This window comes from Mesorhizobium sp. BE184 (genome assembly GCF_031457045.1).
Lineage (GTDB): Bacteria > Pseudomonadota > Alphaproteobacteria > Rhizobiales > Rhizobiaceae > Mesorhizobium.
Genome location: NZ_JAVDVU010000001.1, coordinates 75,863 through 99,556, shown reverse-complemented (window position 1 = coordinate 99,556; position 23,694 = coordinate 75,863). Strand labels below are relative to the sequence as shown.

24 protein-coding genes are annotated in these 23,694 nt (G+C 63.9%); 6 read left to right on the top strand and 18 right to left on the bottom strand.

Going from position 1 to position 23,694, the window contains the following annotated elements:
• The first annotated feature begins 5 nt into the window (after positions 1-5).
• On the top strand, positions 6-992 hold the full coding sequence (locus J2X35_RS00455) for a peptidyl-alpha-hydroxyglycine alpha-amidating lyase family protein (protein WP_310180238.1): 987 nt from the start codon (positions 6-8) through the stop codon (positions 990-992).
• A 20-nt stretch (positions 993-1,012) separates the two neighbouring features.
• Here J2X35_RS00455 and J2X35_RS00450 read toward each other — a convergent pair whose 3' ends face one another.
• Both J2X35_RS00450 and J2X35_RS00445 read right to left on the bottom strand, forming a co-directional pair.
• Positions 1,013-1,636: a LysE family translocator gene (locus tag J2X35_RS00450; RefSeq protein ID WP_310180236.1), complete on the bottom strand. Its 624-nt coding sequence runs from the start codon at positions 1,634-1,636 to the stop codon at positions 1,013-1,015.
• 84 nt (positions 1,637-1,720) lie between these two features.
• Positions 1,721-1,843: a hypothetical protein gene (locus tag J2X35_RS00445; protein WP_310180234.1), complete on the bottom strand. Its 123-nt coding sequence runs from the start codon at positions 1,841-1,843 to the stop codon at positions 1,721-1,723.
• A gap of 235 nt (positions 1,844-2,078) precedes the next feature.
• Between J2X35_RS00445 and J2X35_RS00440 the strand changes: the two genes are divergently transcribed.
• Both J2X35_RS00440 and J2X35_RS00435 read left to right on the top strand, forming a co-directional pair.
• Complete coding sequence (locus tag J2X35_RS00440) at positions 2,079-2,822, top strand: L,D-transpeptidase (RefSeq protein WP_244478803.1); 744 nt, start codon at positions 2,079-2,081, stop codon at positions 2,820-2,822.
• Between the two features lie 117 nt (positions 2,823-2,939).
• Positions 2,940-4,106: a diphosphate--fructose-6-phosphate 1-phosphotransferase gene (locus J2X35_RS00435; protein ID WP_310180232.1), complete on the top strand. Its 1,167-nt coding sequence runs from the start codon at positions 2,940-2,942 to the stop codon at positions 4,104-4,106.
• A 95-nt stretch (positions 4,107-4,201) separates the two neighbouring features.
• On the opposite strand, the gene J2X35_RS00430 is transcribed toward J2X35_RS00435, so the two are convergent.
• The 5 genes from J2X35_RS00430 to J2X35_RS00410 form a co-directional block, all read right to left on the bottom strand.
• On the bottom strand, positions 4,202-5,314 hold the full coding sequence (locus J2X35_RS00430) for an ABC transporter ATP-binding protein (RefSeq protein WP_056107191.1): 1,113 nt from the start codon (positions 5,312-5,314) through the stop codon (positions 4,202-4,204).
• 29 nt (positions 5,315-5,343) lie between these two features.
• A complete protein-coding gene (locus tag J2X35_RS00425) occupies positions 5,344-7,011 on the bottom strand; it encodes an alpha-glucosidase (RefSeq protein WP_056107188.1) in 1,668 nt (555 codons plus the stop codon).
• 4 nt (positions 7,012-7,015) lie between these two features.
• Positions 7,016-8,173, bottom strand: a complete 1,158-nt coding sequence (locus tag J2X35_RS00420; protein ID WP_310180229.1) for a carbohydrate ABC transporter permease — start codon at positions 8,171-8,173, stop codon at positions 7,016-7,018.
• A gap of 1 nt (position 8,174) precedes the next feature.
• Positions 8,175-9,188 carry a carbohydrate ABC transporter permease gene (locus J2X35_RS00415; protein ID WP_056107184.1) on the bottom strand — a complete coding sequence of 338 codons (1,014 nt, stop codon included), beginning with the start codon at positions 9,186-9,188 and terminating at the stop codon, positions 8,175-8,177.
• A gap of 148 nt (positions 9,189-9,336) precedes the next feature.
• On the bottom strand, positions 9,337-10,692 hold the full coding sequence (locus J2X35_RS00410) for an ABC transporter substrate-binding protein (RefSeq protein ID WP_310180227.1): 1,356 nt from the start codon (positions 10,690-10,692) through the stop codon (positions 9,337-9,339).
• Between the two features lie 366 nt (positions 10,693-11,058).
• Between J2X35_RS00410 and J2X35_RS00405 the strand changes: the two genes are divergently transcribed.
• Complete coding sequence (locus J2X35_RS00405) at positions 11,059-12,078, top strand: substrate-binding domain-containing protein (protein WP_310180225.1); 1,020 nt, start codon at positions 11,059-11,061, stop codon at positions 12,076-12,078.
• Positions 12,079-12,263: 185 nt separating this feature from the next.
• On the opposite strand, the gene J2X35_RS00400 is transcribed toward J2X35_RS00405, so the two are convergent.
• The 4 genes from J2X35_RS00400 to J2X35_RS00385 form a co-directional block, all read right to left on the bottom strand.
• On the bottom strand, positions 12,264-13,787 hold the full coding sequence (locus tag J2X35_RS00400; protein WP_310180222.1) for a S8 family serine peptidase: 1,524 nt from the start codon (positions 13,785-13,787) through the stop codon (positions 12,264-12,266).
• Positions 13,780-14,466 carry an anti-sigma factor gene (locus tag J2X35_RS00395; RefSeq protein WP_310180219.1) on the bottom strand — a complete coding sequence of 229 codons (687 nt, stop codon included), beginning with the start codon at positions 14,464-14,466 and terminating at the stop codon, positions 13,780-13,782. The genes J2X35_RS00400 and J2X35_RS00395 overlap by 8 nt, the downstream gene beginning before the upstream one ends.
• A complete protein-coding gene (locus J2X35_RS00390) occupies positions 14,463-15,029 on the bottom strand; it encodes a sigma-70 family RNA polymerase sigma factor (RefSeq protein WP_056107178.1) in 567 nt (188 codons plus the stop codon). Before J2X35_RS00390 ends, J2X35_RS00395 begins: the two co-directional genes overlap by 4 nt.
• Before the next feature lie 164 nt (positions 15,030-15,193).
• Complete coding sequence (locus tag J2X35_RS00385; protein WP_310180217.1) at positions 15,194-15,691, bottom strand: glycosyltransferase; 498 nt, start codon at positions 15,689-15,691, stop codon at positions 15,194-15,196.
• A gap of 149 nt (positions 15,692-15,840) precedes the next feature.
• Here J2X35_RS00385 and J2X35_RS00380 point away from each other — a divergent pair, with 149 nt between their 5' ends.
• Positions 15,841-16,995 carry a PA0069 family radical SAM protein gene (locus tag J2X35_RS00380; RefSeq protein ID WP_056107173.1) on the top strand — a complete coding sequence of 385 codons (1,155 nt, stop codon included), beginning with the start codon at positions 15,841-15,843 and terminating at the stop codon, positions 16,993-16,995.
• 138 nt (positions 16,996-17,133) lie between these two features.
• Positions 17,134-17,832 (top strand): ribonuclease HII, encoded by a 699-nt coding sequence (locus J2X35_RS00375; RefSeq protein ID WP_310180215.1) that lies wholly within the window; start codon positions 17,134-17,136, stop codon positions 17,830-17,832.
• A gap of 177 nt (positions 17,833-18,009) precedes the next feature.
• Here the strand turns inward: J2X35_RS00375 and J2X35_RS00370 are convergent, their stop codons facing one another.
• From J2X35_RS00370 to der, 7 genes are all read right to left on the bottom strand, one after another.
• Complete coding sequence (locus J2X35_RS00370) at positions 18,010-18,501, bottom strand: F0F1 ATP synthase subunit B (RefSeq protein ID WP_056107169.1); 492 nt, start codon at positions 18,499-18,501, stop codon at positions 18,010-18,012.
• Positions 18,502-18,511: 10 nt separating this feature from the next.
• Entirely contained in the window at positions 18,512-19,111 is a 600-nt protein-coding gene (locus tag J2X35_RS00365; protein ID WP_056107168.1) for a F0F1 ATP synthase subunit B, read from the bottom strand.
• A gap of 59 nt (positions 19,112-19,170) precedes the next feature.
• Positions 19,171-19,395 carry a F0F1 ATP synthase subunit C gene (locus tag J2X35_RS00360; RefSeq protein WP_056107167.1) on the bottom strand — a complete coding sequence of 75 codons (225 nt, stop codon included), beginning with the start codon at positions 19,393-19,395 and terminating at the stop codon, positions 19,171-19,173.
• 69 nt (positions 19,396-19,464) lie between these two features.
• Positions 19,465-20,223, bottom strand: coding sequence for a F0F1 ATP synthase subunit A (locus tag J2X35_RS00355; RefSeq protein ID WP_310180211.1), 759 nt, complete (start codon positions 20,221-20,223; stop codon positions 19,465-19,467).
• 62 nt (positions 20,224-20,285) lie between these two features.
• Positions 20,286-20,687 (bottom strand): AtpZ/AtpI family protein, encoded by a 402-nt coding sequence (locus tag J2X35_RS00350; protein ID WP_056107160.1) that lies wholly within the window; start codon positions 20,685-20,687, stop codon positions 20,286-20,288.
• A 232-nt stretch (positions 20,688-20,919) separates the two neighbouring features.
• On the bottom strand, positions 20,920-22,110 hold the full coding sequence (locus J2X35_RS00345) for a cell wall hydrolase (RefSeq protein WP_056107155.1): 1,191 nt from the start codon (positions 22,108-22,110) through the stop codon (positions 20,920-20,922).
• Positions 22,111-22,257: 147 nt separating this feature from the next.
• Positions 22,258-23,691: a ribosome biogenesis GTPase Der gene (gene der / locus J2X35_RS00340; RefSeq protein ID WP_056107152.1), complete on the bottom strand. Its 1,434-nt coding sequence runs from the start codon at positions 23,689-23,691 to the stop codon at positions 22,258-22,260.
• Positions 23,692-23,694 lie beyond the last annotated feature (3 nt).

Sequence of the window (23,694 nt, the reverse complement as noted above, 5' to 3'; positions counted from 1 at the left end):
CCCCGATGTCCATTGTCCTGGGAAGCGGCGACTACGCCTTCGGGCCGCAGGACGAATGGGCCAGACTGCCCGAAGGCTGGGAACTGGGAGACGTTGCCGGCATTGCCGTCGATGGCAGCGACAACGTCTATCTCTTCAACCGCGGCCAGCATCCGCTGATCGTGCTCGACCGCGACGGCAATTATCTGCGCTCCTGGGGCGAAGGCGTCTTCACCAACCCGCACGGCATCCATGTCGGTCATGACGACGCGGTCTATCTGACCGACAATGAAGACCACACGGTGCGGAAGTACACGCTGGACGGCAGTCTGCTCATGCAGATCGGCGAGACCGGAAAGACGAGCGGCTTCATGAGCGGCAAGCCGTTCTGCCGCTGCACGCATACGGCGCTGTCGCCACGCGGCGACATCTACGTGTCGGACGGCTATGGCAATGCCTGCGTGCATAAATACGACCCGAACGGCAAGCTGCTGTCGTCCTGGGGACAGCCGGGCATCGGGCCGGGCGAATTCAATCTGCCGCACAACATCTGCTGCGATGGCGACGGCTGGGTCTATGTCGCCGACCGCGAGAACCACCGCATCCAGATTTTCGACGGAAACGGCAAATACGAGACGCAGCTCAACTACATCCATCGTCCGTCCGGCTTCGGACTGTTCGGGCGCAGTTGCCCGCTCTGCCTCGTCGGCGAACTGGGTTCCTACCTTCCCGTCAACCGGATGACGCCGAACATCGGGCCGCGCATCACCATCATGACCCATGACGGCAAGGTGCTTTCCCGCCTCGGCACTGTGCCGACCGCCGGTACCGGTCCCGGGCAATTCGTCTCGCCGCACACCGTGGCCATGGACTCGCGCGGCGACCTCTATGTCGGCGAGGTGGCGTCGCGCGACTGGTCGGCGCTGTTTCCCGACAAGCCTGCGCCTCCGAGCTTCCGCCGCATGCAGAAGCTTGTGCGCGTGGCGGCGCCGGCGTCCATCGCGGCCGAATAGCCCCGTTCCGCCGAAGGACGTCAGTTACCGGAACGCATCGCCACGGTGGCGATCCCGGCCCCGATCAGCAGCGTTCCGCCGGTGCGGTTGAATATCCGCAGCGCCTTCGGGTTGCCGACAAGATTGCGGGCGCGGGAGGCGACAAGCGCGTAGCCGAAGGCGTTCGTGAACGCCAGAGCCAGGAACGTCGCTTCGAAGATCATCATCTGGGTGAAGAAGTCGCCGTGCCGATCAATGAACTGCGGCAGGAAAGCGACGAAGAAGGTGATGCTCTTGGGATTCAGCGCCGTGACCAGCCAGGCATGCGCCATCATCCTCGCTGATGACGCCGCGTCGGCGCGCGGTTCGGCACGCAGCGTTCCGCCGGCGCGAAAAAGCTTGACGCCGAGATAGACGAGATAGGCCGCGCCGGCGATTTTCAGAACGGTAAAGACTGTTGCCGAGGCGGCAAGCAGCGCGCCGATGCCGAGCATCGACAAGGTCATGGCGGTGAAGTCGCCCAGCGCCACGCCGACCGCTATGGGCAGCGCGGTGCGCCATCCCTGCCCCAGAGCATAGGACACGACGAGAAGAATAGTCGGACCGGGAATGACCAGAAGAACGGCGGAGGCGGCGGCGAAGGCCGCCCAGCTTTCGAAAGACATGCGTTTTTCTCCTGCTAAAAAACAGGATAAATCCCCGCCTTCCTCATCTTGTAAAGAGGCGATTGCGCACCGACGAATATGGTGTCAGTTCGCGCCATCGAGCAGAGACCAGATGTCCGACGCGCGAAGCTCCGCTCCGAACACCGTCGCGATGGCGGCAAGGCCCATCGCCAGAAGCATGATATCGGTCTTTATGGTGTTCCACATCGCGTCCCCTCGGTTCGAGAGGAAGGGATAGGCAAGGCTCCCGCCGGCATTGTGACGGAAGCGAGGTCTTTTCGTGCGCGGATTGACCCAGCATCCGGCCAAACCCTTTATTCGACGCTCCAGGGTAGGCGCCACAAGGCTTTCATCCTTTTTCAACCATGTTTGATGAAAATGCAGTTCTTCCGGCCGAGGCGGCCGATGGCTGGGGCACGAGTGTATGCGTAAGCTGCAACAGATGGCGGAGACGCCGAGAGAAGACGAAATCCGGGAAACCGAAGGCCTGACCTCGCGGCGCGCCGTGCTGGCGGGCCTCGGTGCTGTAGCGCTGGCTGGCGCCGGCTGCTCGCGAACCGTCGACATGAGCGCGATGGGGCTCGACAATCTGACGACCGGCTCGATCCGGCCGATCCGCCCCTCGATCAGCGTCGACAGCAATATCACCAGCCCGAACGTCATGTATGCGGCCGTGACGGATGGTGGCTTCGCGGTTCCGGAAGTGCCCTACCAGAAGGTGAAGGCCGAGTTCCGCCGCCAGATCGTCGTCGATCCAACCGGCGAAGCGCCCGGCACGCTGGTCGTCCATACAAAGGAGCGGCTGCTCTATCTGGTGCAGCCGGGCGGCGATGCGATTCGTTACGGCGTCGGCGTTGGCAAGGATGGTTTCCGCTGGTCCGGCCGCGCCAACATCCAGTACGGCAGGGAATGGCCGACATGGACGCCGCCGGCGGAAATGATCCAGCGCAAGCCGGAACTGGTGAAATGGCAGGGCGGCCAACCCGGCGGCCTCGACAATCCGCTCGGCGCGCGGGCGCTCTACATCTACCAGGACGGGAAGGACACCGGCTACCGCATCCACGGCTCGCCGGAATGGTGGAGCATCGGCCAAGCGATGTCGTCAGGCTGCGTGCGCTTGATCAATCAGGACATCATCGACCTGTACAGCCGGGTGTCGAAGAAAAATCCGGTGGTTGTGATCTAAAATCCGGGACAGGCTTCGGTTTTATAGACAAACCGCGGAAACGTCCGGAATCTTCCGTTGCACGCTGCAAAAAGACAGGCGAATGTGTCCTGAAACAGCCTTCGGAGGAAATCGCGCATGTCTGCAACTTTCGTCATCGCACAGGGCGGCGGGCCCACCGCCGTCATCAACCAGACCCTGGTCGGGGCGGTCCTGGAAATCCGCAAGCGCTATCCGGATGCGCGGGTCCTGGGTTCCCGTCACGGCGTGCGCGGCATTCGCGATGACAATTATGTCGACCTTACCGAGATACCCGAAGAACAGCTCAGACTGATCGGAAAAACGCCGGGCGCGGCACTCGGCTCGACGCGCGACAAGCCCGACGCCGCCTATTGCGAGGTTGTTCTCAAGGGCCTGCAGAAGGCCAGCGCCGATGCCTTCATCTACATCGGCGGCAACGACACGGCAGGCACGCAGCAGATCCTGTCGGACGCGGCGGGCGGCAAGATCGCTTTCGTCCATGCGCCGAAGACGATCGACAACGATCTCGTCGAGAACGACCATACGCCGGGCTTCATCTCGGCGGCAGAATTCGTCGCCGGCGCCTTCCTGTCCGTCGATCTCGATTTCCGGGCGCTGCCGGGCATCTATGTCGGAATCGTCATGGGCCGGCACGCCGGCTTCCTGACTGCCGCCGCGGCGGCCTGGCAGCAGGATGAGGACAGCGGCCCACATCTGATCTACGTGCCGGAACGGGCCTTTTCGGTCGACCGTTTCATCGACGACATCAAGGCGACCATGGACCGGCATGGCCGCTGCATCGTCGCTGTGTCCGAAGGCGTCTCGACCGAGGACGGCAAGGCGCTGGTGGAAAGCCTGGTGCCGGCAGACAGGCTGGAACGCGACGCCCACGGCAATGTCAAGCTGTCGGGCAGCGACCTGAACGCCGCGCTCGAGCATGCGCTCGCCGAAGGTTTGCCGGGCAAACGGGCGCGCGTCGACGCGCTGGGCTACATGCCGCGCGGCTATATCGGTGCGATCAGCCCGGTCGACAGCGCGGAAGCGTTCGACGCCGGCGCTTTCGCAATCGGCGTTGCGGCAGACGGCGGCGGCTCGGTAGCGATGAACGATATCGGCTGGCGCTGGGTGCTGAAAAACGTGCCGCTGTCAGAGGTGGCCGGCAAGACGCGCCATATGCCGAAAAACTTCATGATGAAGGATGAAAACAAGCTTGCCAGTGACGGCAAGGACTATCTGCGGCGGCTGGTCCCGCCGAAATACCAGATCGGCAAGCCGTTCGTCTGAAACCGGGCGAGCCGCCGCGCAGCCTGGAAGCTACCCGAAAAAAAGAAACGGCGGGCCAAAAGGTCCGCCGTTTCTGCTTGGGAGCGATGTGATCGTCAAGCGGCCTTGGCAGCCGCCTCCTGATGCAGGAACGAACGTCCATCCGCACCGAAGATGTGCAGGTCTTCGGCATTGGCGGCGAGCTTGAGCACGCTGCCGCGCTTGACCTCGGCATTGCCGGGCAGCTTGGTGGTCAGCGGCTGGTCGGCGCGGCCAATGTCGATATAGACAAGCTGCACTTCGCCAAGCTGCTCGACATAGTCCACCGTACCCTCGAACAGGTAATCCTTGCCTGTTGCGATGAACAAATCCTCGGGGCGAACGCCGAAGGAAACGGTCGCGCCCTTGGCCGAGGCCGGCGTCGCGATCGGCACCGTGACCTTGTTGCCGCCGACATGGGTGATGACGGTGCTGGCGCCGGCTTTCTCGACGGTCGCAGGCAGAATGTTCATGGCGGGCGAGCCGATGAACTGCGCCACGAACAGATTGCCCGGTTTTTTGTACAGGTCCATCGGCGTGCCGACCTGCTCGATATGGCCATCCTTCAAGACGACGATGCGATCAGCCAGCGTCATCGCCTCGACCTGGTCGTGGGTGACGTAGATCATCGTCGTATCGGGCATCGATTCCTTGAGCTTGGCGATCTCGATGCGGGTGGCGACACGAAGGGCTGCGTCAAGGTTCGACAGCGGCTCGTCGAACAGGAACACCTTGGGATTGCGGACGATGGCGCGGCCGATGGCGACGCGCTGGCGCTGGCCGCCGGACATGGCGCGCGGCAGACGGTCCAGATATTTGGTCAGCTGCAGGATTTCGGCCGCCTGCTTCACCCGCTTGTCGATCTCGGCCTTGTTTTCCTTCCCGATCTTCATCGAGAACGCCATGTTGTCGTAGACGGTCATGTGCGGATAAAGCGCGTAGGACTGGAACACCATGGCGATGCCGCGCTTCGACGGCGGCACGTCGTTCACCACTTCGCCGGCGATCTGCAGGGTGCCGGAGGTGATCTCCTCAAGCCCGGCGATGGTGCGCAGCAGGGTGGACTTGCCGCAGCCGGACGGCCCGACGAAGACGATGAATTCGCCCGACTCGATATCGAGATCGATGCCGTGGAGAATGGTCAGATTGCCATAGGATTTCTTCACCTGTCTCAGCGTCAGATCGGCCATCGTTTCCCTCCCGTTTTTGTTCGTCCTGCTCAGGCGATGCGCCCGAACCAGGCTCCGTAGCCGCCAAGGCGTATCGTGCCCGCCTCGGCCTGTGCCGAAAATCCGTGCCCCGGCAGCGGCTGCGGTGAACCATTTTCGCCGAGTTGCACGTCCGCCGGAGCGCTGCCGAGATTGAAGACGCAGACGATCTGCTCGTTGCCTTCGCGGCGCGAGAAGGCGACGGTGCTTCCATCGCTCGGCATGAATTCGATTTCGCCCTTTGCCAGCGCCGGATGCTGGCGGCGGAAGGCCATGAAGCGGCGGTAATGCTCCAGCAGCGAGGCCGGATCGCCCTGCTGCGCGCTGACCGCCTTGGCGAGGTGTTCGGCGGGGACAGGCAACCAGGGCTTGACGTTGGAAAAGCCGCCATTCGGAGCGTTGGCCTCCCAGACCATGGGCGTGCGGCAGCCGTCGCGGCCCTTGAACTCGGGCCAGAAGCGGATGCCGTAGGGGTCCTGCAGATCCTCGAAGGCGAGATTGGCTTCGGTGAGCCCAAGTTCCTCGCCCTGGTAGAGACAGACCGAGCCGCGCATCGACATTAGCAGCGCCGACACCACCTTGAGGTAGGCGGTCGGATCGGCCTCGCCCACCGCCCAACGCGAGGCATGACGCATGACGTCATGGTTGGAAAAGGCCCAGCACGACCAGCCGTCAGTGGCGACGCGGCCGAAGCTTTCCAGAACCATTCGCACCTTGGGCGCGCTGATCTTTTCCGGCGCCAGGAAGTCGAAGGCATAGCACATCTGCACGCGCTTGCCGGCGGCGGTATAGGCGGCAACGACTTCCAGCCCATGCTGGGAATCGCCGACCTCGCCGACCGCCGCGGCGCCCGGATATTCGTCCAGCAGCGCCCGGAACCGTTCGAGAAAGCCGAGATTCTCGGGCCTGCTCTTGTCGTAGATATGGTCCTGATAGTTGTAAGGGTTCACCGCAGGCGCGGTCTGGTCGTTGCGCTGCTCGGGCGGCAGCGGCGGATTGTTCTCCAGCCCCTGCGAATGGAAGTAGAAATTGATGGTGTCGAGACGGAAGCCATCGACGCCGCGCTCCAGCCAGAAGCGCGTGGCTTCGAGCAGTGCATCCTGGACCTCGCGGCTGTGGAAATTCAGGTCCGGCTGTTCGGACAGGAAATTGTGCAGATAGTATTGCTGGCGGCGGGTGTCCCACTGCCAGGCCGAACCGCCGAAGATGGACAGCCAGTTGTTCGGCGGCGTGCCGTCATCCTTGGCGTCCGCCCAGACATACCAGTCGGCCTTCGGATTGTTGCGGCTCGACCGGCTCTCCTGGAACCATGGATGCAGATCGGAACTGTGCGACAGCACCTCGTCGATCATCACGCGGATGCCGAGCCTGTGCGCCTCGCCCACCAGCGCGTCGAAATCCGCCAGCGTTCCGAACATCGGATCGACGTCGCAATAGTCGGTCACGTCGTAGCCGAAATCCTTCATCGGCGACTTGAAGAAGGGCGATATCCAGACCGCATCCACCCCGAGCGAGGCGATATAGGGCAGCCGCGCGGCTATGCCCTTCAGATCGCCGATGCCGTCGCCGTCCGAGTCCTGATAGGAGCGCGGATAGATCTGGTAGATAATGGCGCCCCGCCACCAGTCGCGATCGACGGCGAGTTCGGGATTTACCATTTCACGATGGGCCGATTGCATGCAATCAACCTCCTTTTACCGAGCCTGCCAGAAGGCCGCGCACGAAGTAGCGCTGCAGTGAGAAGAAGACGATCAGCGGCACGATGATGGTGACGAATGCCGATGTCGTCAGGATTTCCCAGTCGCCGCCGCGCGAACCCAGCAGGGCGTTGAGTTTGGCGGTCAGCACGATCTGATCCGCCTCCGTACCGAGGAAAACCATCGCCACCAGCAGATCGTTCCACACCCACAGGAACTGGAAGATGGCGAAGGAGGCCAGCACCGGGAAGGAAAGCGGCAAAACGATCTTGACGAAAATCTCGAAATCGCTGGCGCCGTCGATGCGCGCCGACTCCATGATCTCGCGCGGCAAGCCGGCGATATAGCTGCGCAGCAGGTAGATGGCGAAGGGCAGGCCGAAGCCGGTGTGCGCCAGCCAGATGCCGAGATAGGTCTTGACCGGCACGCCGAAGAAGACGCCGACACCGTTGTAGAGCTTGAGCAGCGGGATCAGCGACATCTGCAGCGGGACGACAAGCAGGCCGATGATGACGGCGATCAGCAGCGCGCGGCCCGGAAACCGCATCCAGGCCAGCGCATAGGCGGCGAAGGCTGCGATGAGGATCGGGATGACGGTCGCCGGGATGGTCACCGTCAGCGAGTTCAGGAACGAACGGCCAATGCCTTCCGAGAACAGCACGGTGCGGTAGTTGTCAGTGGTGAATTTCGGCGGCGCCGAAGCGGCGAAATAGACGCGCTGGCCGCGCTCGCCCTCGAACGCCTTGGGCGAGGCCATGACGAAGCTGCCGTCCTTGTTGATCTGCAGCGTCACGCCGTCCTTGAGATCGGCGACGGCGCCGGCCTCGTATTGCGTGGGCGCCGCGGCGCGCAGGCCAAAAGCGCTGATCTGGCGCGCCGGGCCGCCCTCTTCGAAGAGATTGCCCTCGATGACGAACTTGCCGTCTTTTTCCGACTGGGCCGAAGCGTCTGGCAACCGCCCGGCCTCGGTCTGGCTCGAACTGGAGAATGAGTTCCACCAGCCGGACGCGATAATCTGGTCCTTGTCGCGCAGCGACGAGACGAGGATGCCGAGTGTCGGAATGGTCCAGAGCACGACGAAGAAGAGCACCGCGAGATGGACGCCGAAACGGGAGATGAAGGATTTTCCGGATGCGACAGCCATCTCAATGCCCTCCCGTTTCCTTGTTCGCCTGCCGGATGTTCCAGATCATGATCGGGATGACCGCGATCATGATGATGATGGCGATGGTGGCGCCACGGCCGAAATCGCCACCGCCACGGAACATCCAGTCGAACATGAGGTTGGCGAGCACCTGGCTGTTCCACTGGCCGTTGGTCATGGTCAGCACGATGTCGAAGACCTTCAGCACGAGGATGGTGATCGTGGTCCAGACGACGGCGATGGTGCCCCAGATCTGCGGCACCATGATCTTCCAGAAGATCTGAAACGGATTGGCGCCGTCGATGACGGCGGCTTCCAGCGTCTCCTCGGGAATGCCGCGCAGGGCCGACGACAGGATGACCATGGCGAAGCCGGTCTGAATCCAGATCAGGATGACCATCAGGAAGAAATTGTTCCAGAACGGGATCGATATCCACACCTGCGGCGAGCCGCCGAGCGCGGTGACGATGGCGTTGAGGATGCCGATCTGGGTCTGCCCCTCGCCGCGATATTCATAGATGAACTTCCAGATGACCGAAGCGCCGACGAAGGAGATGGCGAGCGGCAGGAAGATCAGGCTCTTGGCGATGGTGCCCCACCAGATGCGGTCGGTCAGCACGGCGATGATCAGGCCGAGGAAGGTGCAGGCGGCCGGCACAACGGCGAGCCACACTATGTTGTTCAGAATGGAGTTGCGGAACTCACGGTCGCCGAAGGCCCATTGATAGTTGGCGAGGCCGACGAAATTGACGCCGCCGCGATCCATGAAGGACAGGCGCAACGTCTCGATGACCGGGTAGATCAGATAGATGATGAGGATGAGCAGGGCCGGACCGACGAAAAGCCAGGGCCGGATCAGCCCCTGCCGGCGCAGATTATCGACCGCCGCCGCGCCGGTGACGCCACGCGCCGGAAAGATGAGGTCGAGCAGTTTGTTGGCGCCCCAGAAATAGGCGACGCAGCCGCCGACGCCGACGATGATGACGAGTATGGCCGAGAAAATCTGAGACGCCATTGGTTCCCTCCCGCTGCCGTGTCGATGTTCTTCCGGGCAATCGGCAGTGGGCAACAGGCAATCGGAATCAGCTGGCCGTCGAGGACGGACCTTTATTGCCTATCGCCACCTGTTTTTCCGACTGCCGACTGGCTATTGCCGACTGCCTCTACTTGATCGCGTCCCAGCTTTTCTGGATCTGGGCGCCGACATCTTCCGGCGACTTGCCGCCGACGAGATCGACCATGCCGGTCCAGAATGCACCGGCGCCGATCTTGCCCGGCATCAGGTCCGAACCGTCGAAGCGGAAGGTCGTTGCCGTGGTCAGGATTTCGCCCTGTTTCTTCAGCGCGTCGTTGGCGTAGGCGTCCTGGTTGACGGTCTTCAAAGGCGTCAGCAGGCCGGACTGGGCCATCCAGATTTCATGCGCCAAGGGCATTTCGAGGAACTTGATGAATTCGCGCGAAGCCTTGGAGTCCTTGGTAATCATGGCGAAGGTGCCAGCGCCCAGCACCGGCTTGCCGAGGTCCGGCTTTGAGGCCATGGGCGGCAGGTAGAAGAAGTCGGCATCGACGCCAAGTTTCGTGCCTTCGGGGAAGAAGGACGAGATGAAGGACGCCTGACGGTGCATGTAGCACTTCGGCGGAATGCCGAAGAGGCCCTTGGGACTGTCGCGGAAGTCGGTCGCCGCGACCGCCGCCTTGCCGCCATCGACATATTTGTCGTTGGTGGCGATGTCGGAGAAGATTTTCAGCGCGTTGACGACAGCCGGATCGTTGAACGGAATCTCGTTCTTGGTCCACTTGTCGTAGGTTTCCGGCGGCTGCGTGCGCAGCATGATGTCCTCGATCCAGTCGGTCGCCGGCCAGCCGGTTGCGCCGCCGGAACCGAGCCCGATGCACCAGGGGGTGCCGCCGTCGGCGACAATCTTGTCGGACAGCGCCATCATCTCTTCCCAGGTCTTGGGAACCTCGTAGCCGGCTTCCTCGAAATTGTCCGGTACGTACCAGACCAGCGACTTCAGGTCGGCCTTGTAGGGGAATGCGAAGAACTGCTTCTTGCCGTCCTTGTCGTTGAAGGTGCCGAGATCGACCCAGGACTGGCCGGCGCCATAATTGTCCTTGACGAAGCTGGCGACATCGTCGCCCAGCGGCGTCAACAGGCCCTTGGATGCGAGATCCTGGATGAGGCCCGGCTGCGGAAGCACGGCGATGTTGGGCGGGCTGCCTGCCTGCGTGTCGATGACGATCTGCTGCTCGTAGTTTTCCGAGGAGGAATATTTGATGTCCGCGCCGGTGGCCTCGGTGAAATATGCCAGCACCGAGCGCACAAGCGCCTCGTCCTCGCCGCGCCACGGTCCGAAAATCGTCAGGGTTTCACCCTTGAGATCGACCTTCTTGAGCGCCTCGTAATTATCCCAGTGGAATTTACTGTCTTCGCCCGGCTTGAACTTCAGTTCGGCATGTGCGGGAACGGTAAGGGCGAGCGCCGAAAACGCCACACCCAGCAAGAGCATCTTCTTCATCGTAATCCTCCCAAAAGACAGACCGGCCCATGGACAGATCGAACGGAACCTCCATTCCGCAGCCGATGCTGCCCGGACTGTGCCCCAGCAAAGGAGGAACTGCAACCTCCGATGGAGACTTCCAAAGCGCTTTGGCTGATTTTCAGGAAGCCACCAAATTTCCACAGAGTCAAGCGGCGCGCCAACTAATCGATTTAGTTTTTTTCCGAGGGGCAACCCTTCTGCGGCGCAGCATAATTTTATGGCAATGCAGCAGATAAAACAGCTTTTAACGGGTCGCGTGCCGCTCTATGTCTTTTGAGGAGGCGTAAGCAACCGGGAAGAGTCAGCCGGAATTTTTAAAGCGCTTTGGCGCAGGAGGACGCTTTGAACCTCAAGCAGTTCTCACGGATGCTGGAGCTGTCGCAGACGACGGTAAGCCGCGCCCTGAACGGCTATCCGGAAGTCAGCGAGGAAACGCGTCGGCGCGTGGTCGATGCCGCCAAGCGGCACGGCTATCGTCCCAATCCCAGCGCCAGACAGCTCGCCACCGGCAAGACGGGCATGATCGGATACGTGCTGCCGACGGGCGCTTCGGTGGATATCGACCCGCATTTCGTCGAGTTCCTTTCCGGCCTCGGCGACTATGCGCGCGCGCACGAACTGGACCTCGTCCTGTCGCCCGCCGACGCAGACGACCAGGAAACCACCTATCGCCGCATCGTCGCCAACCGGCAGGTCGATGCGGTCTATATCTCGTCGCCGCAGCCGCGCGACAGGCGGGTTGCGCTGCTCAACACGCTCGGTATTCCCTTTCTCGTCCACGGCCGCACGGAAGGCTTCGATTTCGACTATTCCTTTCTCGACATCGACAATGAGGGGGCATTTCGCGAGGCGGCCCGCCTGCTCATGCAGCTCGGCCACCGCCGCATCGCGCTGATCAACGGCGATATACGCGAGACCTTCGCCATCCACCGCGAACGCGGTGTGCGCGCCGCGCTCGCGGAAAAGGGGCTGGTGCTGGCCGACGACACCGTCAGCAGCGCCGCAATGACCGAAGAGAACGGCTATCGCGCCGCACGCCGTCTGCTGGAAAGCAGCGCGCCGCCGACGGCGATCCTGTGTTCCAGTCTCATCATGTCGTTGGGCGTTGTGCGGGCGGCGCGCGAGCTCGGCGTCAGCATACCCGGGCGGCTTTCACTGATCGCCCATGACGACGTTTTTCCCTGGCTGAAGCCGGAGAATTTTTCCGTACCGCTGACGACGACCCGCTCGTCGATCCGGGCGGCGGGGGCGCGCGTGGCGGAGCGGCTTGCCGCGCGCCTCGCCAATCTCGAGGATGGCGCGCGCGGCGAGGTGTGGCCGGTGGATCTGGTCGTGCGCGGTTCGATCGCGGGGGCGCCGTAGGTTAGCGCCACCTACCCTTTCCCCTTGTGAGGGGGGTCGACGAGGAATCGAAGCGTAGCGGAGATTTCCAGGGGGGAGGTACTATAACAGCGGTTGCGCACCCCCACCCCGTCTCCCGCACTTTGCTTCGCAAAGCACGCTCGCCGCCCCTCCCCACAAAAGGGGGAGGGTCAAGGAAGGCGGCCCTACTCCCGCGCCGCAGCCGCCTTGAGGTTCAGCAGGCCGAAACCGAAATCATTGTCGCGGCCGGCAGTGCCGAGATCGGTGGCCGTATCGGCCAGGGCTTTTTCTGCCTGGTCGGCGGACAGATCGGGCTTGGCGTGGAAAAGATTGGCAATGGCGCCGCTGACGATGGCTGCGGCGAAGGAGGTCCCGGTGACGAGATCCGAGCCGCCGCCGATGGGCGCGGCCATGTCGACGCCGGGCGCGGAAATGTAGACATAGGGCCCGCGGTTGGCCTGCGCCATCAGTCCGTCCTTCGCGTCCGTCGCGGTAACGGCGACAACGCCCTCAAAGGCTGCAGGGTAACCGTAGGGCGCTTTCGGCCCATTGTTGCCGGCGGCGGCGACCAGCACCATGCCGAGCGCGCGGGCGCTGCGGCAGGCGGTGCCGAGCAATTCATTCTTCGGCCCGACAAAGCTCATATTGACGATGCGGACATCCTTCTCCGCCGCCCAGTCCAGCGAGGCGAGGATAGCCTCGGCCGATGACTTTCCGTCCTCGAAGGCGCGGGCGTGATAGAGGGCAGCGCCTGGCGCCACGCCCTGGAATGGCCCGGTGCCGGCAAGCAGTCCGTCGATCGACGTGCCGTGATCGCGGCTCTGCACGGGCGTATCGGGCAGCGCATCGAACTGTTCGGCGATGACGCCCTGCAAGGCGGGATGCGTATCGTCGGCAGCGGTGTCGATCACCGCGACGCGCACGTCCTCGCCATTCGCCGCGCCGGCATCGAGCGCGATGCGCTCGAACGAATAGTTGACGATCGCCGCCTGTTGCAGCGCGTAGACATGGTTGGGCTCCCGCCGTTCGGCGCGGCCATCCGCCGCCAGTTGCGCCAGCACGACGGCTACCGGGCGGCCATCCGGAATACCATAGCGCACCAGCGTTGCGCCAAGCAGCCGCGACTGGCGCTGCGACCTGACCTGCAGACCAAAGGAGATAGCGAGCTGCTGCACGACGTCGGGATCGCCTGAGACCGTCACCAGCACCTCGTCGGGCACGAAATCGCCGGCGATGGCGCGGGGCGGTTCGGCGAGCGGCAGGTCGGTGGGCGCTATGATCGGCCCCGAAGGGGGCTGACCGGACCCGCCGGCCAGCGAACCCGCTGCAACGTCGGCGGCCGGTGGCAAGGCGGCGTCAGCCGGACGGCGCGGATCGGGCGTCGGCATTGGCAGTCCGCCGGGGGTTGCACCACCTGCGGCGCTCGGTGGATTGGGAAACAGATCGACGATCAGGTCCGGGAGCGTGACCGCAGCGCCGCCCGAAGGCGTGCCGGCACCGGCTTGCGGCGGGCAATCCCTGCTGTCATCGGAGCATCCAGTTGGCAGACTTTGCCGGGCGGGTCCGGCCGTCTGCGCCATGCCAGGCTGCACGGTGAAGACGGCGAGCGCGAGAGCGGCAGCAATGGAAAGCACACGCTGCGCCACACGGACCATGGTCCGGCCCCGTACACGGCCCTGCGGCGATGCCTTTGCGGCGCGCTCAACCATCGACCGGCTTCCTGCCTCCGAGCGCCGTCTCGGTGAATGGCTGCGCGGCGATAAGGGCAAACAAGCGGTCATATTCCGCGCCGGTCGTCGTCGCGATGGCGATACGGAAGATGCCGTCGACGGTCGGGCCGGAGGCGATCTTCAGGCCATTGTTGCCCATGAACGTGACGACATCGGCCATGCGGGCATCGGGTTTGAACTTGACCAGGGCAAAGGGCAGCTTCGCCAGATCGTTTTCCGCGCCGGCGACCTCGAAGCCGGGACCACTGTTCGGCGCCGCGACCTGCTGCACGACGACAAAGGCGAGCAATGCCGCGGCAGCCGCCCAGGCAAAACTCGCGGGGACCGCACGGAACCCGTTCCAGAGCCGGGTCACCACCGAAGGGGCGGAGGAAGATGCCTTGCGTTCCCGGCCGGTCTCCGCATCCAGCTGTTTGGCAAAACGGGCGAAGGCGTCGGCCGGCGGACGAACCGCTTCGTTCGAAGCGATCGTGCCGGAGAATTCGGCCTCGGCCTCTTCCAGCGCAGCCGCCGCGGCCGGGTCCGTCGCTAGCCACGCTTCGAGGTCGGCAAGCTCGGCTCCGTCCAGCGTGCCGTTCAGATAGAACGGCAGAAGGGCCTCCATCTCATCGCGGCGCGACATCTTTCCGGCTTCGCTCATGTCGCCATCATAGCTCATGGCCATCCCCTGTCGTAGCCCGCGGCCTTCAACGCCTCGCCAAGCTTCTTGCGGGCGTAGAACATCCGCGTCTTGACGGTGGCGACAGGGATTTCCAGCACCTCGCCGATCTCGGTCACCGACTTGCCGTGGTAATAGGCCAGATCGACGACAACGCGGTGTTCCCGCGGCAGGGCATCGACGAAGCGGCGCAGCGCAGCGCCCTTGTCTTCCTTCATGGCGGTGACTTCCGGCGTGTCGGCGCCATCGGGCACGGCGGCCGCGGCTTCGTCGTCGATCCAGTCCTCCTTGCGCTTGCGCAGCGAGGACAGCGCCTTGAAGCGGGCGATGCCGAGCAGCCAGGTCGAAACCTCGGAACGGCCTTCGAAAGCCGGCGCCTGACGCCAGAGTTCGAGGAAAACTTCATTTGCAATATCGTCCGCGACCATGTCCGACCCCGTCTGGCGCGCCACGAAGCGGTAGACCCGCGCGTGGTGGCGCATGAACAGGAGCCGCAAGGCTGCCCGGTCGCCCGAAGCGACCCGGCCGACGAGTTCGCGGTCGGTCGACGATGCGTTCGTCATGACCGGCCGAGCCGCCCGGCTCCTGTCTGCTCTGTCGCCGATGGGGTCAAGAAGGTTCACCGCCTCGCCTCGATTTTCCAAAGCTAACCGAAGAGGCCTGGGGTTTCCAGCGGCATGCGAAGGCCGCTTTCCTCCCATTCACCGGCAGGGATGGATCAGGCCCTTCAGGCCGCAGGCCAGATCGTTGCGCCCAGCGTCCTCATCGCCAGACCGCGCGCCAGAGCCTCGGCGCTGCCGGCGTGCTGCGAAAGCGCCGCCGCCTGCCGCCTGGTGATGACAAGCCCCTGCGCCAGCGCGCGCTGGCGGGCAAAGGCGCGCGACAAGAAGCGGCCACGGCTGCCGGGCGCGCGGGAAAACCGGGCCGGCATGGTGAAGCGCGCCACGTGAGAAACGACCTCGTCGATCCAGCCTTCGGAAAGCCTGGCGCCCGGCTCCAGGATCAGCAGCCAGTCGCCCTTCGCCTGGCGTATGCCGGCGGCGATTCCCTCCGTCACGAAGCGGCAGCCGGCATGCTCGGCGACGCCATGCGTCTGATCGGTCGACCCCATGTCGCAGACGATGACATCGCGCACCACCCCTTCGACGGCGCCGCCGACGAGCGAGGCCAGCGTGCGCGCCAGCCCCTCCTCGCTGTCATGGGTTTCGATCAGGACACTCAACATGATTAGCCGAATAGCCGAAAGCGCCAAGCAATGCCAGTTTCAGCAATTTCCGCAAAAAGTTCTTGCTTTGTTCTCATTCTGAAAATAGGAATATGTTCATGAGAACGGCGATTCGAAACTCCCCCGACAGTCCCTGGGAAAGGGCGAAAATGGAACATATCGCGCGCGCCGACATTGCAGCCTTCGGAGCAGGACGAGCCGAAATGGCCAATGCGATGATCGAACAGAGCGGAATGCGCGTGCGGCCCGACCGCAACCGCGGACGCTCGGCCGGCATCAACCCCTCGGGCCGCTTCGAGCCGATCACCCGCCATGTCTTCGACGACGGCTGGGAGAGCCTGGAGGAACTGCCGCCGTTCAAGACCGAGGTGCAGGTGGAGAAGCCGCGCACCATCATCACCCGCAACGAGTCGCCCGATATATCGTTCGACCGTTCCATCAACCCCTATCGCGGCTGCGAACATGGCTGCGTCTACTGCTTCGCGCGGCCGACGCATTCGTTCATGGGCTTGTCGCCGGGACTGGATTTCGAAGCCAAGCTGTTCGCCAAGCCGGATGCGGCGCGCCTGCTCGACAAGGAACTGTCGAAGGACGGCTACCAGCCGCGCACCATCGCCATCGGCACCAACACCGACCCTTACCAGCCGGTGGAGAAGCAATGGCGCATCATGCGCGAAATCCTCGAAGTGCTGGAAGCGCGCGGGCATCCGGTCGGCATCGTGACGAAATCGGCGCTGGTGACGCGCGACATCGACATTCTTTCCCGCATGGCCGAACGCGGCCTGGCAAAGGTCGCGCTTTCGGTGACGACGCTGGACCGGATGCTGGCGCGCACCATGGAACCGCGCGCGTCGACGCCGACGAAGCGGCTGGAGGCGATCCGCCAGCTTTCCGATGCCGGCATCCCGGCCTCGGTGATGGTGGCGCCGATCGTTCCCGGCCTCACCGATCCGGAGATGGAGCGCATCCTGGATTCGGCGCGCGCCGCAGGCGCCCGCGAGGCCGGCTATGTCATCCTTCGCCTGCCGCTGGAGGTCTCGCCGATCTTCAAGGACTGGCTGCTGCGCCATTATCCCGACCGCTACCGGCATGTGATGTCGCTGGTGCGTTCGATGCGCGACGGCAAGGACTACGATTCGGAGTGGGGCAAGCGCATGAAGGGCGCCGGACCCTATGCCTGGCAGATCGGCCGCCGGTTCGAGATCGCCGCAAAGCGCCTCGGCCTCAACACCGAACGCCGGACGTTGCGGACCGACCAGTTCGTGCCCGCGGCGAAGAAAAACGAACAATTGATGCTGCTGTAGCAGACCTGCCGGGCTGCCCGGCATTCAAGAATCCCGTCCGGCCCTGTCCCTCGGCCCGCTGACGGTGCCTCCCGATCCGCCGCCCCAACGGACGGGAGGGTCTTGCGGAGAATCGGAGCCGATGCGAATCTGGTTGTCATGCCTCGCACGCGCACCGATTCTCCGCTTCTCTTCGAGATGACGGAAAAACCCGACTTCTCCTTCGAAACGAAGGCGATGGCTGAAGGCCTTTGGCCTGTCGCCGGCATGGACGAGGCAGGACGCGGCCCGCTGGCCGGCCCGGTCGTGGCCGCGGCGGTCGTGCTCGATCCGGCGCGCATTCCGGACGGGCTGGACGATTCCAAGCGGCTGACGTTCGATCAGCGTGAAGCGCTGTTCGAAAGGATACTCGCCACCTCGCTCGGGGTAGCGATGGCGTCTGTCTCGGCCGAAGGTATCGACGGATCGAACATCCTCAAGGCCAGCCTGGAAGCCATGCGGCGGGCGCTTTGCAGCCTGCCGGTCAGGCCCAGGCTGGCGCTGGCCGACGGACGCGACGTGCCGCCTGGCCTGCCCTGCGCCGGCCGCGCGCTCATCCGTGGCGACCAGCGATCGCAATCCATCGCCGCCGCCTCCATCGTCGCCAAGGTGATGCGCGACCGCATGATGTCGCGCTGCGGGCACACGCATGCGCATTACGGCTTCGAACTGCATATGGGCTACGCCACAGTGCGCCACCGCACCGCCATCGAGACCCACGGACCGGTGGCGCGCCTGCACCGCATTTCCTTCGCGCCGTTCCGGCTTGGTGGCATCGCGGTCGAAGAGAGCGAAGCGGAACTCCTCGGGGCGGAATGAGGCTGCTGCCCATTCTACCGGAAACCGACTGACCGCTGTTCTTCCCTGCCGGCCTCCTCCGGATCAAGTTCGGGGATGTTGGATGAAGGCCGGTGCCCGGCACAACAAAAAAGCCGCCGGATTTCTCCAGCGGCTCCTGTTCCTGAACCGGTCAGCGATACCGCCGGGACCGTTCGATCAATTCAGCTTGGCCTGGACCTCGGCGAGCGATGCCTTGAAGAGGCTTGTGTCCGCCTTGGCGTCCACCTTGTCGCCGAGAACCTTGCGGGCCGCTTCCACAGCCAGATCGACAGCGCTGGCGCGCACTTCGTTGATGGCCTCGCGCTCGGCCTGACCGATCTTCTGCTCGGCCAGCGCCGTGCGGCGGGCGACATAATCCTCGGTCTTCTTGTGCGCGTCGTCGGCCAGCATGGCGGCCTCGTTCCGGGCGGCAGTGACGATGTCGGCGGCTTCCTGCTCGGCTTCCTTGCGCTTCTTCTGGTACTCGGCCAGCAGCGCCTGCGCTTCCTCGCGCAGACGACGGGCCTCTTCCAGTTCGGCGCGGATCTTGTCCGAGCGGGCGTCGAGCGACTTCGACAGCATCGCCGGCACCTTGATGTAGAGGAGGATGGCGACGAAAATCAGCAGGGCGACGGTGGCCCAGACTGTGGCGAGAGCTGTTGCGTCCATCGTCGTCTCCTCAGCGCACCGATTTCACGGCGGCGGCGACATCGTTCTTGTCGGCCTTGCCGACAAGCTGCTCGATGATGGCCGCGGCGGTGCTCTCGGCAATGGCGCCGACATCCTTCATCGCGCCCGACTTGATCGTGGCGATGCGTTCTTCGGCAGCGGCGAGCTTCTTGTCGAGGCCGGCCTCCACCTTCTTGCGAGCGGCTTCGGCCTCGGCCTTGGCGGCGTCGCGCGCTTCCTGGCCAATGACGTTGGCGCGGGTCTTGGCCTCGGCCAGTTCCTGCTCGTAGGCGGCGACCGCCGCATCCGCCTCACCTTTCAGCTTGGCGGCATGGTCGAGATCCTGGGCGATGCGCCCGGAGCGCACATCGAGGATGCCGGCCAGGCGCGGCAGGATCACCCGTTTCAGGAACAGGTAGAAGAGGCCGAAGGTGATTGCCAGCCAAATGATCTGCGACGGGAACGTCGCCGGGTCGAAGGGCGGGAAGGTGCCCGCGTGCTCGCCGCCGTGCGGCACTTCGGTGCCGGTTTGCGTGGCGCCTTCGGTGCCGCCATGGCCGCCTTCGACGGCGGGCGCGGTCTCTTGCCCATAGGCAGGTGTCACGAACATGGGTCGTTCCCGTGGTTCAGGCCGGCCAAAAACAGCCGGCCCTGTCTATTGGGTAGAAATCAGCCGAACAGCGCCAGAAGCGCGATGAGCAGCGAGAAGATGCCCAGAGCTTCCGTCACGGCGAAGCCGAAGATCAGGCGGCCGAACTGGCCGTCAGCAGCCGACGGGTTGCGCAGCGCGCCCGCCAGGTAGTTGCCGAAAATGGTGCCCAGGCCAATGCCCGCGCCACCCATACCGAGGCAGGCGATGCCGGCGCCGATGTACTTTGCTGCTTCAGCTTCCATTTCATAAACTCCTTCGTGAATCTGGAAAGGCTTGAATTTCCCGGCGTTGCCGCCGTCGTTCGTGTTCGGTCAGTGCCCCGGATGCAGGGCGTCGTTCAAATACATGCAGGTCAACACCGCAAACACATAGGCTTGCAGGAAAGCGACCAGGACTTCGAGGCCGGTCAGCGCCACGGCCATGGCCAGCGGCAGGACCGCGCCGGCAACGCCGGCGGCGCCGAGCGCGCTCAGCGAGACGACGAAGCCCGAGAAGACCTTCAGCGTGATGTGGCCGGCCAGCATGTTGGCGAAGAGACGGACGGAAAGGCTGATCGGCCGCGACAGGAACGAGATGATCTCGATCGCCACCACCAACGGCAGAAGCACCACCGGCACGCCGGCCGGCACGAACAGCTTGAGGAAGCCAAGGCCGTGCTTGGCGAAGCCGTAGACGATGACGGTGCCGATCACCAGGATCGCCAGGCAGAAGGTGACGATGATGTGGCTGGTGACGGTGAAGAAGTAAGGGAACAGGCCGAGCAGGTTGGCGACCAACACGAACATGAACAGCGAGAACACCAGCGGGAAGAACTTCATGCCGTGCGAGCCGGCGGCGTCGCGCAGCATATTGGCGACGAATTCGTAGCTCATCTCCGAAACGGACTGAAGGCGGCCGGGGATCAGCGCGCGGCTGGAGGTCGTCAGGTAAAGGAAAGCCGAAGCCGCCAGGACCACCACCACCATGAACAGGGAGGAGTTGGTGAAGGACAGGTCATAGCCGCCGATATGAATCGGCACGATAGGATTGATATGGAACTGGTGGATCGGGTCGACTTTGTCGGCAGCCAATTTTAAATCCCCATCAAAGCCGCTCGCGGCCTTCTAAAATCCCTGGCGCCGGGGCGCCCAATTCATTCTTCCGAACCGGGAGGCCGCTTGCCGCCCTGTCCGAACTCGGCGACGGCGCCCACCGAACGCATGACGTTCAGGATGCCGGCGCCGAAACCCAACAGCAGGAAGACGATCAGCCCCCAGGGCGAAGTTCCCGCCATGCGATCGACAAACCAGCCGACGCCGATCCCAACCGCTATTCCGGCAATGAACTCGCTGGACAGCTTGAATGCCTGGCCGTAGCCCGTGGCACCGCTCGTCCTGGCTTTGTCTTCCCCCTCGAGCCGGTTCGGCAGCCTTGTCGCAAGCGATGCTTCAAGGTCACGCCGGCGGCGTTCAAGGTCGTCGTCGCGGACGCCGGCTCCGTGCTGGTTCGAGGGGCCGGTCTCTCCGGTTCCGCCTGGCTTTTTGCCTGCGGCCATCGCAACCTCCCTGCCCGGCCAAAACGTCGCCGTTTGTCCGCCTTCAAGTCGGGCGCAACATAGATAGAGGGCCTGCGCCCGTCAAGCCGGGCGGGCCAAGCGAAAGCCAAGTATTTACGCCATGGAAATCAATGGCTTAGACAAGTGCGACATCGTGCCCGGCAACCGGCGCGGCAATGCGGCGCAGAATCCCGCGGCCGGCGAGACTCGAGCCATGTCTGCCGAAGCCTGTTCAGCTCCAGCCGCCGCCATAGGTGCGGTAGAAGATATGCAGGCCGATCTTGACCATCTTGTGCATGGAGCGTGCCCAGCCCGGATTGACGTAGTTTGCGTAGTAATGGGTCGATGACCCGACTTCCGGGATGAAGATCTTGCCGGCGCTGACCGCGAGAGCAACGTCCTTGGCGGTCTTGTAGCGCGACGGTTCGGTGATGCGGTCCTTGATGCCGTCGCAGGCAAAGGAGAACTGGCAGGCGTTGCGCCAGTGTGAATTCTGGTAGACGACGCCGCAGACGGAACCCGGATAGGCCGGATTGCGGACACGGTTCAACACCACCTGGGCGACAGCGGCCTGGCCGCGGAGCGATTCGCCGCGGGCCTCGAAATAGATCGCGTTGGCGAGGCAGGTCTGCTCCGGCTTGGAGAACACGGCAGCTGGCAGCGCCGTCTGCATCCAGGCATGATCGCCCTTGGCCAGCGGCGGAATGAAGCGGCCGGAATCAGGCTTCTCGTCCTGCAGCAGTGTCTCGAAGGGAGAGGCCTTGGCGTAATCTGGCTCGGCCGGCGCATAGGCGGTGGCAAGCACGTCGGCCTGATCGTTGGTGATGAGGGCGGCCAGCGCGGTGGGCATTCCGCCGCCGATCTTCTTCTCCTCGCGCGCATGGAAAGCGGCGGCGATCTGGATTTCCTTGCCCTTGATGGGAGATTTGGCGAAAGCCATTTTGAGGCTGTCATCCATGGCTGGGCGCAACAGGGAAGATGTCCGTTCGAATATCGATCCGGCGCTGAAGTTCTTCGGCGGCGCGACCGGCGTGACCTGAAGGATGCGATCGGTTTTTTCGGTCCGCACCACACGCGCCTCGTCCGGCGTTTTCGCCATCGCGCCCGTCTTGCCGCGAAAGGCGACCGTGCCGACGCCGGGCAGACTGACGCCAGAACCGGAGATCGAGCCGGTGACGGAATCGCCGTCGGTGAACTGGATTTCGGCGGCATGGACGGAGCCGGCGACCGACTTCTGCACGAAGGCATTCCATCGTGCGTTGGAGTTTTCGAGCCCGGATATCAGGCTCGTCATGTCCTGGTAGCCGGTCATGGTCGGAAAGCCGATCCAGATGCCAAGACCAAGGACGCAAGGGGCGAGGAGAGAACGTTTTTTCTCACCGGCGGCGGCTGCAAAAAGCCGCTTCACAAGACGTCGATGCACGGAAACTCTCCAGAACGCTACTGAACCCCACTGGAGAGTTACAATGGTGCATTAACCTTGATGGAGAGTTAATTGTGAAGGCGCGACAGCAACCGCGGCGATGTGGCGTGAGCCGGCGCGATCAGATGCCGCGACGCCGCCGCCGTTTCATCTCTTCTTCGCCCGGCCGGCAAAGGGGTTATCGGAGGTGCGCAGCGCCATGCGGATCGGCACGCCCGGCATGTCGAAGGCTTCGCGCAGGCTGTTGGTGAGATAGCGCACATAGGATTGCGGCACGGCATCCGGCCGCGAGCACGAGACGACGAAGCCCGGCGGGCGGGTCTTGGCCTGGGTGAGATACTTGATCTTGAGGCGGCGGCCGGCGACGGCGGGCGGCGGATGATGCGCCAATATGCCCTCCAGCCACCGGTTCAGCTTTCCGGTCGAGACCCGGCTGTTCCATATTTTGTGCGTGCGGATGATGGCATCCATGAGCTTGTCGAGACCGCGACCGGTTTCGGCCGAGACAGTGACCGCCTGGATGCCGCGCACCTGCGGCAACAGGCGTTCGGCCTTTTCACGCAGTTCGGCCAGCACTTGCTGGGGCTCGTCGATCAGGTCCCATTTGTTGAAGGCGATGACCGGCGCGCGGCCCTCGCGCACGATGAGATCGACGAGCTGCAGGTCCTGTTTCTCGAAGGGAATCGTCGCGTCGAAGACGATGACGACGACCTCGGCGAACCGGATGGCGCGAAGCCCGTCGGCCACCGAAAGCTTCTCCAGTTTTTCCTGCACCCTGGCCTTGCGGCGCATTCCGGCGGTGTCGAACAGCTTTATCCTGCGGCCCCGCCAGTCCCAGTCGACCGAAATCGAATCGCGGGTGATGCCGGCTTCCGGGCCGGTCAGCAGGCGCTCTTCGCCGATCAGCGCATTGATCAGGGTTGATTTTCCCGCATTCGGGCGGCCGATGACAGCAATGCGCATCGGCTTGGTCTCGTCATAGGCCGGAACCTCGTCTGCATCCGATTGCGGGATGTCCTCGCCGATCAGCACGTCGCTTTCGGCAACGTCATCCGTGTCGTCATCGTCTTCGCCGAACGCGCGGGCGGCGCCCAGCGCTTCGATCACCGCGTCACGAAGGTCGGGCATCCCCTGCCCGTGCTCGGCCGAAACCGGAACCGGCTCGCCCAGCCCAAGCTCCCAGGATTCCAGCATGCCGCCTTCGGCGCCGCGTGCTTCCGCCTTGTTGGCGACCAGCACCACCGGCTTGCCGGACCGGCGCACGACGTCGGCGAAGGTGCGGTCGTCGGGCAGAAGGCCGGCCTTGGCGTCGATCAGGAAGAAGATGAGATCGGCCTCGCCGATGGCGATTTCCGTCTGCGCGCGCATGCGGCCAGGCAGCGAGGACGTCGGCGCATCCTCGAAGCCGGCGGTGTCGATCACGTCGAAATGCAGGTCATAGAGCTTGGCCGGGTGAACGCGGCGGTCGCGGGTGACGCCCGGCGTATCGTCGACGAGCGCCAGCTTGCGGCCGACGAGACGGTTGAAAAGCGTCGATTTTCCGACGTTAGGCCGGCCGATTATCGCGACTTTGAAAGTCATCCC

Excerpts from the sequence above, each read along its gene's own strand:
- J2X35_RS00455 (WP_310180238.1), top strand. The coding sequence starts at position 6 with ATGTCCATTGTCCTGGGAAGCGGCGACTACGCCTTCGGGCCGCAGGAC.
- J2X35_RS00395 (WP_310180219.1), bottom strand. The coding sequence starts at position 14,466 with ATGAGCTATGATGGCGACATGAGCGAAGCCGGAAAGATGTCGCGCCGC.
- J2X35_RS00440 (WP_244478803.1), top strand. The coding sequence starts at position 2,079 with ATGGCGGAGACGCCGAGAGAAGACGAAATCCGGGAAACCGAAGGCCTG.
- J2X35_RS00370 (WP_056107169.1), bottom strand. The coding sequence starts at position 18,501 with ATGGACGCAACAGCTCTCGCCACAGTCTGGGCCACCGTCGCCCTGCTG.
- J2X35_RS00450 (WP_310180236.1), bottom strand. The coding sequence starts at position 1,636 with ATGTCTTTCGAAAGCTGGGCGGCCTTCGCCGCCGCCTCCGCCGTTCTT.
- J2X35_RS00410 (WP_310180227.1), bottom strand. The coding sequence starts at position 10,692 with ATGAAGAAGATGCTCTTGCTGGGTGTGGCGTTTTCGGCGCTCGCCCTT.
- J2X35_RS00420 (WP_310180229.1), bottom strand. The coding sequence starts at position 8,173 with ATGGCTGTCGCATCCGGAAAATCCTTCATCTCCCGTTTCGGCGTCCAT.
- der (WP_056107152.1), bottom strand. The coding sequence starts at position 23,691 with ATGACTTTCAAAGTCGCGATAATCGGCCGGCCTAACGTCGGAAAATCG.
- J2X35_RS00350 (WP_056107160.1), bottom strand. The coding sequence starts at position 20,687 with ATGGCCGCAGGCAAAAAGCCAGGCGGAACCGGAGAGACCGGCCCCTCG.
- J2X35_RS00360 (WP_056107167.1), bottom strand. The coding sequence starts at position 19,395 with ATGGAAGCTGAAGCAGCAAAGTACATCGGCGCCGGCATCGCCTGCCTC.
- J2X35_RS00390 (WP_056107178.1), bottom strand. The coding sequence starts at position 15,029 with ATGACGAACGCATCGTCGACCGACCGCGAACTCGTCGGCCGGGTCGCT.
- J2X35_RS00430 (WP_056107191.1), bottom strand. The coding sequence starts at position 5,314 with ATGGCCGATCTGACGCTGAGACAGGTGAAGAAATCCTATGGCAATCTG.
- J2X35_RS00435 (WP_310180232.1), top strand. The coding sequence starts at position 2,940 with ATGTCTGCAACTTTCGTCATCGCACAGGGCGGCGGGCCCACCGCCGTC.
- J2X35_RS00375 (WP_310180215.1), top strand. The coding sequence starts at position 17,134 with ATGCCTCGCACGCGCACCGATTCTCCGCTTCTCTTCGAGATGACGGAA.
- J2X35_RS00425 (WP_056107188.1), bottom strand. The coding sequence starts at position 7,011 with ATGCAATCGGCCCATCGTGAAATGGTAAATCCCGAACTCGCCGTCGAT.
- J2X35_RS00445 (WP_310180234.1), bottom strand. The coding sequence starts at position 1,843 with ATGTGGAACACCATAAAGACCGATATCATGCTTCTGGCGATGGGCCTT.
- J2X35_RS00415 (WP_056107184.1), bottom strand. The coding sequence starts at position 9,188 with ATGGCGTCTCAGATTTTCTCGGCCATACTCGTCATCATCGTCGGCGTC.
- J2X35_RS00380 (WP_056107173.1), top strand. The coding sequence starts at position 15,841 with ATGGAACATATCGCGCGCGCCGACATTGCAGCCTTCGGAGCAGGACGA.
- J2X35_RS00385 (WP_310180217.1), bottom strand. The coding sequence starts at position 15,691 with ATGTTGAGTGTCCTGATCGAAACCCATGACAGCGAGGAGGGGCTGGCG.
- J2X35_RS00365 (WP_056107168.1), bottom strand. The coding sequence starts at position 19,111 with ATGTTCGTGACACCTGCCTATGGGCAAGAGACCGCGCCCGCCGTCGAA.
- J2X35_RS00400 (WP_310180222.1), bottom strand. The coding sequence starts at position 13,787 with ATGGTTGAGCGCGCCGCAAAGGCATCGCCGCAGGGCCGTGTACGGGGC.